Source organism: Winogradskyella sp. A2 (assembly GCF_046762865.1).
GTDB lineage: Bacteria > Bacteroidota > Bacteroidia > Flavobacteriales > Flavobacteriaceae > Winogradskyella.
This window is the reverse complement of the sequence record NZ_JBKQXM010000003.1, coordinates 508,658-521,519: the sequence shown is the minus strand read 5'-3', so window position 1 is coordinate 521,519 and position 12,862 is coordinate 508,658. Positions and strand designations below refer to the sequence as shown.

The following is a 12,862-nucleotide window of genomic DNA, read 5'->3' as shown; positions in this document are numbered from 1 at the left end:
GTAATGCCATTGAATCATTAAAGAAGCTAAAAGACACATATGCTGAATTACGAAATACAAATGAATAATTCAGAAAAAAATCGTGAGGCTTATGGTAATGCCATTGAATCATTAAAGAAGCTAAAAGACACATATGCTGAATTACGAAATACAAATGAATAATTCAGAAAAATTTGATATCGAGTGGTAAACATCAATTTAAAAAATCAAAAAACAAACAATTATGAAATTAATTAAAAGTAAAAAAAGGAATTAGACTTGCAATTGGCATAGTTTCAGGAGTATTATTAGGCGTATTAACCTCAAACATAGCTTTGTGGCTTCCCATTGGAATTACCATTGGCGCAGCGTTAGAATACTCAAAAAAAAAATTAATGTATTAACTAAGAATACGAAATAAATCATCAATCAAAAACAAACAATTATGAAATCTATTAAAAAACAAATCTTATCAAGAATGGCTTGTGTAGCCTTTACATTATTATCAAGTATAACCTATGCACAAAACACAAATTCAGAAACAACAACACAAAGGGATGGTTTCATCTTCGAATTCGTAGTAGGTGGTGGCATTATCAGCATAGAAGATAGTGCAGGTATTCAAACCTTTGACAAGGCTCAAGGAACCTTTGTTTTTCCAGATCTAAAGTTTGGCTATATGTTAAACGAAAGACTTGCTATTACTGCCTCTTTACCAGGAAACATCTACGAATTTCAGGACAATGACAGAAATTTTGGAGCATTTATCCCATCTGTACAGTATTGGGTAAAAGATCGTTGGTGGATTCATGGTGGAATTGGATTAGCCATAGACTCACCTGCACTATATGATATTAAAGACAATGTAAATGACGATTGGAATTTTGGTGCCGCTGTTATGGCAAGCACAGGTTATGAGATTTACAAAAAGAAAAATTTTGCGCTCAATATTCAGTCTAAATTGGTGCTTGGTAGTGTGTCTTTAGATGGAGGTGCGGATAGAGATGCCGTAATCTTTAATGTAGGATTAGGGTTCAGCTGGTTATAATGTTGAATTTGACTTAAACACGAATAGAAAACTAATTTTTAATTGAAACATTATGAAACGTACAATAATAATATTAGCGCTAATTATCTTTTCCACGACGATTGGTGTTGCTCAAACAACAAGTGTAGAAAAATCAACATTCGGATTACAAACTGGAGTTTTAGGAATCTGGGCATATAATGAAGCAAAACTATCAAATACTATAGCACTGAGAATTGAACTTGGTTTTGATTTTGGTATTTGGGAATCTACGTTTTACGATGATTATGATTCTCCATTTTTGCTAACACCTGTAATAGTTATGGAGCCAAGATTCTATTACAATCTCAAAAAACGCTCAGAGAACTCAAAACTAATTGAAGGAAATAGTGGCAATTTTATTGCTTTAAAAATGGGTTATCATCCAGAATTGGCGCTGTTCAATACTGACGATGCTCCTGTGGTGAGTGATTTTTCTATCATACCTACTTGGGGAATTAGAAGAAATTTAGGCAAACACTTTAATTATGAAGCAGGTCTTGGTGCCGGATTTAGCTACACATTTGCTAAACGTGCTGGTTATTTAAAGAACAAAAGTGAACTGGAATTAAATATGCACTTGCGAATAGGGTATAGGTTTTAGCAAAAACAATTATGAAAGCAATAAAATGTCTAAAATATGGCGATGTAGATAATCTGGTGCTAGGTAATGTTGAAAAACCAACACCTAAAGCTAATGAAGTACTTATAAAGATACGTGCTACTTCAGTTACCACAAGCGATGTTCTTATTCGGAGATTAAATGAACCTTTGATCTCTAGATTTATACTTCAACTCATATTTGGTTTTGGTCGTCCAAGGAATCCTGTGTTGGGAATGGTATCAGCTGGAATTATTGAGGCTAAAGGCAAGGAGGTGACAATGTTTGAAAATGGTGATGAGGTTTTTGCCTATGGTTCTATCTCGCCTACTAAACGTCGTTTTGGTTCTTACGCAGAATATATTTGTTTACCAGAAGTTTGGAATCTAGCCCTAAAACCTATAGATCTTAGTTTTGAGGAAGCTGCAGCAATCCCTTATGGTGGCTTACTTGCTTCTCACTTATTAAAAAAGACGAGCATAAACAAAGGCGACAATGTTTTAATTTATGGAGCGTCAGGAAGTATAGGTACAATGGCGATACAATTGGCGAAGTATATGGGTGCTCATGTTACAAGTGTATGCAGTAGTCGAAATTTTGAATTAGTAACCTCTTTAGGAAGTGATAAGGTGATTGACTACACAATAGAAAATGCTGAAAAACAATTAGAAACATATAAATATGTGATTGATGCTGTAGGCAATTCGAAATCATCGAAACTAAAAGAAATGAGCAAAAAAGCGTTGACTTTGAATGGCAAATATATATCCATTGATCATGGGACTCCATTAACTCCAAAAGAAGCTTTTTTGAATTTAAAAAGGTTAGCCGAACAAGAGAAACTTAGACCTGTTATTGATAGAGTATATTCTTTAGAAGAAATGGCCGAAGCTCACAAATATGTGGAGATGGGTCATAAAAGAGGAAATGTGGTAATCACTATTTAGTTGGACTATAGATAATCTCAATCCATAAATCATTAATAAAAAAACGAACAGCACATGTTTTTTAAATCACAAGAAGGTAAATCAAAAATTTTAAGTCTTTACAATCAAAAGTTGAATGAGCTGAATATTGAATATTCAGAAAAATTGATACAGAACCAATTTGGGGCTACTAATGTTATAATTACTGGGGACACTAAAAACCCTCCATTAGTGCTGATTCACGGCACAGGTGGTTGTGCACCACAAATTTTAGATTCGTTTCCAAATCTAAGCTCTAAATATTGTGTTTATGCAGTTGATGTCTTAGCCCAACCCACCAAAAGTGCTGAGAATCGATTAGATATGAAATCTTTGGATTATGGCAAATGGTTGGTTGAAGTCATTCAGAAGTTAGACCTTACGGCAGTAACATTGGTTGGGTTTTCATTTGGTGGATTTATTTCTTTAAAGACTTTAGAATTTGATGAAACCCTTATAAAAAAGGCGTACCTCATTGCGCCAGTTTACATCGTAAACGGTAACCCTTTTACAGGATTGTTTAAAATGTTTATACCCTTAAAGAAATTCACAAAAACGAATAAAAGTAAGTATCTCAAAAAAGTCATGAATGTCCTCTTTAGTGAAGCCGATGATTTTGCTTTTCAATTCATGGGGACTACGTTTCAAAATTGCAACATGGATTTTTCGCCGTTGCCGGTTATTTCAAAAAATTCAGCAAAAGAAATTAATACACCAATTACCATTTTCGCTTCAGAAAAGGATATCCTGTTTCCAGGCAAAAAAATGGTAAAACGCGCCGAAAGAGTTTTTCCGACACTAAGCGAAACAGTATTACTGGAAGGTTCAAAACATGTCCCGAATGCTAAGAATTTTAAAAAAATAGAAGATTTAATTATTGATAAAAACTAACATTGAAATGACACAAGAATTTAAATTTTCAAATTTTCCCAAATCCAATATAATTTCAATAAATGGAATTGAGTTAGAAGTATTTGAAGCAGGTAAAGAAAATATGGGTAATCCAATTGTACTTTGTCATGGCTTTCCCGAACATGCTTTCTCTTGGCGCTATCAAATACCAGCGCTTGTTCAAGCTGGTTATCATGTCATTGTTCCAAATCAAAGAGGATATGGTAATTCATCGCGCCCTAAAGAAGTAACGGCATATGATATAATCCATTTAACAGGTGATTTAGTAGCTTTACTTGATTATTACAACTACAGAGATGCTGTTTTTGTGGGACATGATTGGGGTGCAAATGTAGTCTGGAACTTGGCACTATTACATCCAGATCGTGCCAATAAAATTATAAATCTTGCCTTGCCTTACCAAGAACGAGGTGAAAAACCATGGATTCAATTCATGGAAGAGCTTTTTGGTGAAGAGTTCTATTTTGTTCACTTCAATAAAAAACCCGGAGTGGCAGATGCTGTGTTAGATAACCATGCAGAAAACTTTCTTCATAATTTATTTCGTAAAAATGTACCTCTAGCGCCACCAGAATCAGGAATGTTAATGATGAATCTTGCCAAAGCTGAAAAACCACTTGGTGAGCCTATTTTGAACGACGATGATTTGTCTGTATTTGTGACGGCCTTTAAAAATTCTGGATTTAATGGCGCTATTAATTGGTATAGAAATCTAGACCGAAACTGGCACTTAATAGCAGATATAGACCCAATCATCAAACAGCCTACACTTATGATCTATGGTAATCTAGATATGATTCCAAAATTTGAAAGGCTCCAGGATTTTGTTCCTGATTTGGATATGATTTGTTTGGATTGTGGTCATCATATTCAACAAGAATTACCACAAGAAACTAATCAATCAATTTTAAAATGGTTGACAAAATTTAATGGTTCACAAAGAATTGAAAACAAGAATGGTAATTTATAGAGAGTAGGATGAATTGAAATAAGCAATTTTGAAGGTCTCGCTTTCGCGAAAGCGGAAACTATAATAGGTATGAGTTACTTAAGAAACAGCTTAGAAAACACAGGATTTTAATTCCGAGTTTATAAAGTGTTAGATTTGCTAACTTTAAGTAGAGAGCTGTAGATCTCTGGGCATCAATAAATTAAATATAAAATTAATTAAAATAATAAAATGAAAAAACGATTAAAAATAGTATTAACAATAGGGCTACTTATTGTCTTTCAAGAAATATCGGCACAATCAAAGTTGATTCAATCGAGTGAATTTGAAACTGAAATTATTGATACCGTATATTCAGAGACATTGAAAGAATATCGAGAGTTTTGGGTTAAACTCCCTGAGAATTATAACCCAAATAGTAGTGTAAAATATCCTGTTGTTTATTTGTTAGATGGATTTTCTTTGAAAGAAAATTTAGAAGCAGTTTATGACAATTATTGGGGACATTATTTGCCTCATATGATTCTAATTGGAGTTTCTAACAAAACTGACAGGATACGGGACTTAACTACTTCACAGATTAAAATGAGACGTGGGCAGGCAATGGATAAAGAAACTGGCGGTGCTGAAAACTTTACCCAATTTATTGGAAGAGAATTAATCCCATACATTGACAATAAATATCCCTCTTCGCCTTACCGTACCTTAATTGGCCATTCATATGCAGGACTGTTTACGATACATATGCTGGTTAATCATAAACATCTCTTTCAAAACTATATAGCCATAGATCCAAGTTTGGATTGGGACGACCAAAAATTATTGAAGGAGGCAAAAGAAAAGCTGAGTTCAGAAAGTTATAATGGCAAATCTCTTTATGTGTCTTTAGCAGCAGAACAGCTACACATGTGGGATGAAGAAATAACCATGGAGAATATTATGGACGACACTTCAGAATTCACTTTGTTTACACGTTCAATCATTGACTTTTCAACTTTTGCGACCTCTCAAAAACAGAGTGGATTAAATTTCTCATGGAAGGTGTACAATGAAGATTTACATGGTACTGTTCCGCTCCCAACGATGAGAGATGGATTGATTTTTCTTTTTAAATGGTACCAGTTTCAATCTCCACAAAAATATAATAATCCTGAAACAAAAGTAGAAGAATTGGTTAAGCTATTGGAAAAACAAGAAGAAATCTATTCAACTCATTTCGGTTATCCCTTCCCTCCAATGATTGAGGAAATGTTTAGTGGCTATGGCTATATGAATTTACAAATGGGGCAACCTGAAAAGGCTTTTATATTTTTCAAATCGAATATTGATTATTATCCCAACAGCGCAAGTGCCTATAATTCAATGGCAGACTATTATGAAGCTCAAAATGATATTACTAATGCACTAAGGTTTGTGCAAAAAGCTGCTGAATTAAGTAATGACGAATACTATAAAAACAGAATTCAAGAACTAAAAAACAAATAACAAAGGCTAATATTTTGTTTAACCCGCATTATGCATTAGAACTTTGTGATGAGAATCAAAAACACAATAAATCAGGATGTTAGATTTGAAAAGCATAGCACCGCTATGGTTAGAGAAGACAACGAAACGAAGTGGCTGATTTGCAGTGTTTTTGGTTCGTAATAGATTTTCTAATTCATAATGCGGGTTTAAGTAATGCCAAAGTAGAAGTCTTATAGGAAACTACCAAGCAATCTGCCACTACTCCTACAATTTATCGTTAGCACTTATTTGAGAAAAAAATGAAACCATTAATAAAATTCATAGAAAAGAATATTTCAGGCAAAAAGGTTTTAGGACTTTTTATCTTGACCAATCTTGTTTACACCTTTATGCTGACTGTTACAATTCCCAAAACAATGAAATTCTCTAACGGAATGAAATTGTTGGATATGATGCCAACGGGATATGATTTGAATTATGTCAATGAATTATTCACTTCGCTTGGAGAAAATGGACGTTTGACGTATCTAACCAATCAAATACCTGTTGATATGATTTACCCACTGCTATTTGGACTTTCTTACTGTCTGCTAATGGGTTATTTCTTGAAAAAATTGAACAAATTAAATTCCCCATATAGTTATCTCTGCATAATACCAATAATTGCCGGAATTACAGATTATTTGGAAAATATCGGGATTATCACAATGCTAAAAATCTATCCCGAATTGAAAGAATCTGCAGTGTATACAACCAATATATTTTCAGTTATAAAAAGCATTTCAACAAGTATAGTTTTTATTGCATTCATAGTAATCTTAATAACACTTGGAATTAAAGTATTAAACAGAAAAAAAAGTGCTAACACCGTATAAAATTAATTGCTTGTATTAGCCAATTTACGAAAGTCCTCGCTGACTTTCTATCTGTGATTTATTTGTTAAATCAGGTGCTTAAACACGCAACTGACCTTATACAAAACCCTTACCAAACATATAAAACAAACTATGAAAAATTTGACATTTGTAATTTTATATATTCTTCTTTCAGGAGTACAAACCACATTTGGACAAAATGAAACAGATATTATAGTAGGAAGTAAGTTCGTTATTAAATCTAATATTTTAGATGAAGAAAGAACCTGTTTAATAAGTCTTCCTGATTCATACAATAATTCATCTGAAGTTGATAAAAAATATCCAGTTATCATATTATTGGATGGATATACTCATTTTAAAACAGCATCTGGAATAGTACATTTTATGAGTTCTAATAGGAATCGAAACAATTTAATGCCTGAAAGTATTATTATAGCCATAGAGAATGTTGACCGAGAACGAGATTTTACAGTTACAAAAATTAAGACCAAACGACCGAATAATATGGGAGGTGGAAGGAATTTTTTGAATTTCATTGAGAAAGAACTAATACCTTATATTGATAAAAAGTATAAGACAGAAGCGTTTAGAACTCTTGTTGGGCACTCTTTAGGAGGACTACTTACACTAAATTCCTATATGGATGAAAATAGCGTATTCAATGCTTACATTTCTATAGACCCAAGTATATGGTGGAATGAGGAGATGATGAAAAACAAAGTTGATTCTATTTCCTCAATATCATTAGATAAAAAACTTTATATCGCTACTGCCAATCAAGGAGAGGCTAATTACGAAAGGAATAAACAAAGACACGACTCTCTCTATACTTTAATAACAAAGAAATCGGATAAACCTCTAAATATCGAAATAGAATATTTTGAAAAAGAAAACCATCGCTCTGTACCATTAGTAGCTTTATACGAAGGGTTAAAATATATTAATCAAGAGGAATGATTTCGAAGCTGGTAATATCAACAAATACGTTTGGTAACACCGTATATAATTTATTGCTGGCTTTTTGCCTACTTGCGAAAGTCTTTGCGGACTTTCTTGGTCGGTAATTAGTTGCTTAAAACACGCAACAAACCATATACAAACACGTTGTGTGCCATTAGGGCAAAACTGTAACAATTAATCTTTTACAGAGTCCGAATTAGTATAAAATAATAAAAATAAATAATCTATGATTGCAAATACAGAACAGAAAAATTTAATTAAGACCGCTAGAATAACTGGCTTATGGTATTTAATGATGGCTATTACAGGAATTCTAGGGTTTATGGTCTTTCATTCTCAAATATTTGTGTCTGGTAATCCTGAACAAACGCTAACAAATTTAGTAGAATTAGAATCTACAGCAAGAATTAGGTTGCTATTAGAATTTGGTATAGTAATTTCTCAGGCTCTTACCGCAGTTTGGTTCTTCAAATTATTTAAAGATAATTATGAATGGGAAGCTTGGACTCTAGGTATATGGGGAATGGTAAATGCTTTAGCCATTATGATAAGTGCAATTTCAATCGCCTCAGCAATAGGTATTGCAAATTCAGAAATAAGTGCTATGGAAGACAAAGTTTTACTAATTCAGGTTTTTCAAAATATTATTTCGAATGCTTGGGGTATTGGTGGCCTATTTTTCGGGTTATGGCTATTTCCAATGGGATACATAGTTATCAAATCTAAAAGGTTGCCTGTTTGGTTAGGAAGAATAATTATTTTAGGTGGTATAGGCTATCTAATTTCTACAGTTATACACTACGCAGGAATTGATTTTAGCTTCAATAGATTTCTAACTCTACCTGCAACCATTGGAGAATTTTGGATGATAGGTTATTTACTAATTTTTGGCATAAGACCTAGCTATAAGTAATTGCTTTGCTCTCCTACTTCTGAAAATCCTCACGAATTTTTAGTTTGGTTTATACTTGCAACGTTAAGTGATTATTCACGAAACTACTCATAGCCGAAATCGTTGTGGGTAATGAGAAAAATTGAACTTTCTTGAATAAAAGTAAACAAAAAATGATTAATAAAAGTTTTGAAAAAGCAAAAGAGCGAAGCAAATTATTAGAAAATGATTTGTATAAGAATCCTCAAAAGTACCGCGTATTAACGGGAGATAGACCTACAGGTAATTTGCATCTTGGACACTATTTTGGCTCAATTATAAACCGATTAAAATTACAAAGCTTAGGAATTGAGACTTATATTTTAATTGCTGATTATCAAGTGTTGACAGATAGAAATGTTTTTAATGAAATTTCAAAATTCACCTATGAACTAACTTTGGACTATTTAGCCTGTGGATTAGACCCTGAAAATTATAAAACTCATATTTTTCCACATAGTCATATTCCTGAATTAAATCAACTAACTATTCCATTTCTGACATTAGTTTCCAGTTCAGAATTAAACAAAAATCCAACTGTTAAAGAAGAAATTACTGCTTCAGGACTGAGAAATATTAATGCAGGAATGTATATCTATCCAGTTCATCAAGCTGCTGACATTTTGTTTTGTAAAAGTAATGTGGTTCCTGTTGGAAAAGACCAATTACCTCATATAGAATTAACTCGGAAAATTGCAAAGCGCTTTAATACCAAATTCAATAAAAATATTTTTACAGAACCAGTTGCACTTTTTACTGATACCCCTACTATTCTTGGGTTAGACGGTATTCAAAAAATGAGCAAAAGTCGCAACAATTCAATTATGATAAAGTCAACAGCTGACGAAACAGCAAAACTAATAAAATCTGCCAAAACTGATTCAAGTCGTTACATATCTTACGACCCCGAAAACAGACCAGAGGTTTCCAACTTACTTAAGTTAGCTTCCTTATGTTCAGATAAAAGTCCATCCGATATTGCTCATAAAATTGGCGACCAAGGATCAGGAAAACTTAAACAGCTAACAGAAGAAGCCATAAACACATATTTTGAGCCTATTAGAAAAAAAAGAATAGAGCTTGAAAAAAATAAAGATTATGTCAGGGATATTTTGCTTAAAGGTATAAGTAAGGCGAGAGAAACAGCGATTGAAACGCTGAGCGAAGTCACTGAAGCAATGAATATGAAAATATAATGGCACCATAAAAAAAAACTACTCATCATGATAAAATCTATAGAAAATAAAAAACAAACCTGGATAACAATATTCTTATTTCTGGGTCTTGTATTTGCTCTTACTTCACCATTCCATTATGCAATAGTTAATTTATATCCATCACGAATATATGTTGGCGCTATCATGTGGTGTCCTGCAATAGCTGCATTTATTACCTTAAAAATAAGAGGTCGTAAGATTTCATCTCTAAATTGGAATTGGGGAAATTGGAAATATATACGAATGTCGTACGTTATCCCAGCCTTATATGGTATAATCACTTATGTGCTTATTTGGATTTTCGGTTTTGGAAATTTAGCCAATAGCGAAGACATTACAGAATGGGGAAAAGAACTTGGCTTATTTGGCATAGGCACTTTAAGCCCAACATCAATAACTATCATAGCTATAATGTTGTTAGCAACTATAGAGGTTATTAGAGCCTCTGCAACAACATTAGGGGAAGAAATTGGATGGCGAGGATTTTTCATCTATGAATTAAGAAAGGTTCTTTCATATACTGGTGTATCAATTTTTAGTGGATTGATTTGGTCTTTTTGGCATTGGCCATTGCTTGTTTACTATAGTAACAATGTCCTATTAGAATTTACAACGTTCACTGTCGTAATTGTTTCTATGTCACTTATTATGACGTATTACACGTTTAAATCTAAAAGCCTATGGCCAGCTGTAATATTTCACGCAGTAAGCAATGTATATATTCAAAAAATATTACCTGAATTAACCATTAAAAATGAAGGAACGGAACATTGGCTTGGCGAAAACGGAATTATGTTTGCAATTGTGACTTGTGTTTTTGGAATTTACTTTTGGAGAAAAGCAATTAAAGAAAAATTATAAATAAAAATACAGTGAGAAATACCGTGTATAATTGCTTGCCAGTTCGCTGCGCTCGTTTCATTGCTAGTTCTAGCCTACTTACGAAAGTCCTCGCTGACTTTCTATCTGCGATTTATTTGTTAAATCAGTTGCTTAAATACATAACGAATCATACACAATCACATTAAAGCCAATATAGACCAACATATGAAAACAAAAATCACAATCTTACTATCAGCACTAATTCTGATTTTGTCATGCCAACCATCAATCGAAGACACTGTTGATTTAAATGTTCAAAATTGGATTCATGGTTCTGAAAACTGTGAAGATAATATTGACCCACCAATTCAGGTCGTTAAGTATAATAGCAATACTTATATTTTACGCCAAAACAAGTGTACAAATTACGAAGCACCTTTTATGTTTCTGTTTTTTGGTGAAAACAAAGCGCTATTAATGGATACTGGAGCTACTCAAGAAGATGATATTTTTCCGATTTATGAAACTGTAAATAGAATTGTTAACGACTGGTCTAAAAAGAATGGAGTGGTCAAATTAATTGTTGCGCATACTCATAAGCATGGAGACCACTTTGCAGGCGATGGACAATTCAAAGGAAAACCGAACACTTCTGTAATAGACCTTGAGGTTAAAGATGTACAAGATTTTTTTAAGATTTCAAACTGGCCCGAAGAAATTGTAGATTATGATTTAGGAAATCGTATGATGAAAATAATACCAATTCCTGGACACCAAGCTTCTTCAATTGCGGTTTATGATACTTCGACTAAAATTCTCTTGACTGGAGACACCTTTTATCCTGGTAGACTATACATAAATGATTGGATTGCTTTTAAAATGAGTATTGAAAGACTTGTAAAATTCACCGACATTAATGAGGTTTCAACCATACTTGGAAATCACATTGAAATGACTCAAACAGCTGGTGTTGATTACCCCATGGGAACTATCTACCAGCCTAAAGAACACCAACTTCCGTTAAGTGTATTCACATTAAAAGAACTTTCAAGTGCTCTAACAAAATTAGGAGATACGCCGACAAAACAAATTCATGATAGCTTTATAATATATCCAGTTAATTAAAAATACTGACACTAACAAAGACGTATACAGCTCACAACTAATTAGATAAATGATATGGAACCACAAAAGAAATACTTTAATATTAAAATACTTGTAGAAATAGCAATTGTATTCCTAACTATATTGAGCATAAAACACCTTGCGGATTATTTCGACGTAATTGGTGCTGGCTCAATAGCAATTTGGTGTGGTATTATAGTTAGTACGATTTTCATGAAACAAAAAAAAATAAACTGGAAAGAGCTTGGGCCTAAGATTCCAAAAGGCACAAAAAATTGGATGATTAATATATTGATAGCACTTGGCACTGTAATACTAGTTTTTTCAATTATGGGACTAATTGTAAAACCAATATTGGAAAGCTTTGGTCTAACGAACCCAGCAGGTGTAGCTGATAGATTTGCCTTTTTTATGGGAAAACCTCTTGTTTTTATAGGTTACCTAATTACAGTTGTTTGGTTTGGTGCAGCCTTAGGTGAAGAATTGTTATTTCGCGGATATTTACTAAATAGATTGGTTGATTGTACTGGAAATAATACATTGGGAATAATTATAGCATTAATTATACATGCTGTAATATTTGGAATGTTACACATTTACCAAGGATTAGCAGGTGTTATTGCCACTGGTTGTATTGCCCTTATATTTGGTTCAGTCTATTTTATAATTAAGCGAAAACTTTTTCCTATAATAATTGCACATGGAATTATTAACTCCTTCAGCCTTATTGGATTATACCTAAATAATGGCGTTGTAAGTTAGAGATAAAGAATTGAATAAAACTTAAGCCAACAAAGATGGATATAAAAAAGAGGAATCCTCTACTGAGACTATCATGAAGAAAGACAATCTTTAAGTCATGAATTCTCTTGTCTTCAATCTGTAAATTTTCTTTTTAGTAATTTATCCAAGCCTCATATATTCCATAGCCTAAATTCTTAAAATTAATAACAAACGCTTATCTCTTCTTATTCGCGCTCATGTATTTCT

The 12,862-nt window shown here is 32.9% G+C and carries 14 protein-coding genes; all 14 read left to right on the top strand.

Annotated elements, in window-relative coordinates:
* Window positions 1-39: 39 nt before the first annotated feature.
* A complete protein-coding gene (locus ACFWV9_RS08290) occupies window positions 40-162 on the top strand; it encodes a hypothetical protein (protein WP_290206430.1) in 123 nt (40 codons plus the stop codon).
* 262 nt (window positions 163-424) lie between these two features.
* Entirely contained in the window at window positions 425-1,027 is a 603-nt protein-coding gene (locus ACFWV9_RS08285) for a hypothetical protein (RefSeq protein ID WP_186844088.1), read from the top strand.
* Window positions 1,028-1,079: 52 nt separating this feature from the next.
* Window positions 1,080-1,649, top strand: coding sequence for a hypothetical protein (locus tag ACFWV9_RS08280; RefSeq protein WP_186844087.1), 570 nt, complete (start codon window positions 1,080-1,082; stop codon window positions 1,647-1,649).
* An 11-nt stretch (window positions 1,650-1,660) separates the two neighbouring features.
* The gene (locus tag ACFWV9_RS08275; RefSeq protein WP_186844086.1) at window positions 1,661-2,593 is read left to right on the top strand and encodes an NAD(P)-dependent alcohol dehydrogenase; all 933 of its coding nucleotides are present in this window, start codon (window positions 1,661-1,663) and stop codon (window positions 2,591-2,593) included.
* Window positions 2,594-2,647: 54 nt separating this feature from the next.
* The gene (locus tag ACFWV9_RS08270) at window positions 2,648-3,502 is read left to right on the top strand and encodes an alpha/beta fold hydrolase (protein WP_186844085.1); all 855 of its coding nucleotides are present in this window, start codon (window positions 2,648-2,650) and stop codon (window positions 3,500-3,502) included.
* 7 nt (window positions 3,503-3,509) lie between these two features.
* On the top strand, window positions 3,510-4,493 hold the full coding sequence (locus ACFWV9_RS08265) for an alpha/beta fold hydrolase (protein WP_186844084.1): 984 nt from the start codon (window positions 3,510-3,512) through the stop codon (window positions 4,491-4,493).
* Window positions 4,494-4,703: 210 nt separating this feature from the next.
* Entirely contained in the window at window positions 4,704-5,957 is a 1,254-nt protein-coding gene (locus tag ACFWV9_RS08260; protein ID WP_186844083.1) for an alpha/beta hydrolase-fold protein, read from the top strand.
* A 281-nt stretch (window positions 5,958-6,238) separates the two neighbouring features.
* A complete protein-coding gene (locus tag ACFWV9_RS08255; protein ID WP_186844082.1) occupies window positions 6,239-6,814 on the top strand; it encodes a hypothetical protein in 576 nt (191 codons plus the stop codon).
* 132 nt (window positions 6,815-6,946) lie between these two features.
* Window positions 6,947-7,774, top strand: a complete 828-nt coding sequence (locus tag ACFWV9_RS08250; protein ID WP_186844081.1) for an alpha/beta hydrolase — start codon at window positions 6,947-6,949, stop codon at window positions 7,772-7,774.
* A 229-nt stretch (window positions 7,775-8,003) separates the two neighbouring features.
* The gene (locus ACFWV9_RS08245) at window positions 8,004-8,690 is read left to right on the top strand and encodes a DUF4386 domain-containing protein (RefSeq protein WP_071339919.1); all 687 of its coding nucleotides are present in this window, start codon (window positions 8,004-8,006) and stop codon (window positions 8,688-8,690) included.
* A gap of 131 nt (window positions 8,691-8,821) precedes the next feature.
* Entirely contained in the window at window positions 8,822-9,904 is a 1,083-nt protein-coding gene (gene trpS, locus ACFWV9_RS08240) for a tryptophan--tRNA ligase (RefSeq protein WP_222611298.1), read from the top strand.
* A gap of 27 nt (window positions 9,905-9,931) precedes the next feature.
* Window positions 9,932-10,786, top strand: coding sequence for a CPBP family intramembrane glutamic endopeptidase (locus ACFWV9_RS08235; RefSeq protein WP_186844080.1), 855 nt, complete (start codon window positions 9,932-9,934; stop codon window positions 10,784-10,786).
* A gap of 186 nt (window positions 10,787-10,972) precedes the next feature.
* Window positions 10,973-11,872 (top strand): MBL fold metallo-hydrolase, encoded by a 900-nt coding sequence (locus tag ACFWV9_RS08230; RefSeq protein ID WP_186844079.1) that lies wholly within the window; start codon window positions 10,973-10,975, stop codon window positions 11,870-11,872.
* Between the two features lie 54 nt (window positions 11,873-11,926).
* Entirely contained in the window at window positions 11,927-12,634 is a 708-nt protein-coding gene (locus ACFWV9_RS08225) for a CPBP family intramembrane glutamic endopeptidase (RefSeq protein WP_186844078.1), read from the top strand.
* Window positions 12,635-12,862: the final 228 nt, after the last annotated feature.

What these genes read in the sequence shown, in the direction of transcription:
- ACFWV9_RS08290 (WP_290206430.1), top strand. Translation starts at nt 40, where the DNA reads ATGCTGAATTACGAAATACAAATGAATAATTCAGAAAAAAATCGTGAG.
- ACFWV9_RS08285 (WP_186844088.1), top strand. Translation starts at nt 425, where the DNA reads ATGAAATCTATTAAAAAACAAATCTTATCAAGAATGGCTTGTGTAGCC.
- ACFWV9_RS08280 (WP_186844087.1), top strand. Translation starts at nt 1,080, where the DNA reads ATGAAACGTACAATAATAATATTAGCGCTAATTATCTTTTCCACGACG.
- ACFWV9_RS08275 (WP_186844086.1), top strand. Translation starts at nt 1,661, where the DNA reads ATGAAAGCAATAAAATGTCTAAAATATGGCGATGTAGATAATCTGGTG.
- ACFWV9_RS08270 (WP_186844085.1), top strand. Translation starts at nt 2,648, where the DNA reads ATGTTTTTTAAATCACAAGAAGGTAAATCAAAAATTTTAAGTCTTTAC.
- ACFWV9_RS08265 (WP_186844084.1), top strand. Translation starts at nt 3,510, where the DNA reads ATGACACAAGAATTTAAATTTTCAAATTTTCCCAAATCCAATATAATT.
- ACFWV9_RS08260 (WP_186844083.1), top strand. Translation starts at nt 4,704, where the DNA reads ATGAAAAAACGATTAAAAATAGTATTAACAATAGGGCTACTTATTGTC.
- ACFWV9_RS08255 (WP_186844082.1), top strand. Translation starts at nt 6,239, where the DNA reads ATGAAACCATTAATAAAATTCATAGAAAAGAATATTTCAGGCAAAAAG.
- ACFWV9_RS08250 (WP_186844081.1), top strand. Translation starts at nt 6,947, where the DNA reads ATGAAAAATTTGACATTTGTAATTTTATATATTCTTCTTTCAGGAGTA.
- ACFWV9_RS08245 (WP_071339919.1), top strand. Translation starts at nt 8,004, where the DNA reads ATGATTGCAAATACAGAACAGAAAAATTTAATTAAGACCGCTAGAATA.
- ACFWV9_RS08235 (WP_186844080.1), top strand. Translation starts at nt 9,932, where the DNA reads ATGATAAAATCTATAGAAAATAAAAAACAAACCTGGATAACAATATTC.
- ACFWV9_RS08230 (WP_186844079.1), top strand. Translation starts at nt 10,973, where the DNA reads ATGAAAACAAAAATCACAATCTTACTATCAGCACTAATTCTGATTTTG.
- ACFWV9_RS08225 (WP_186844078.1), top strand. Translation starts at nt 11,927, where the DNA reads ATGGAACCACAAAAGAAATACTTTAATATTAAAATACTTGTAGAAATA.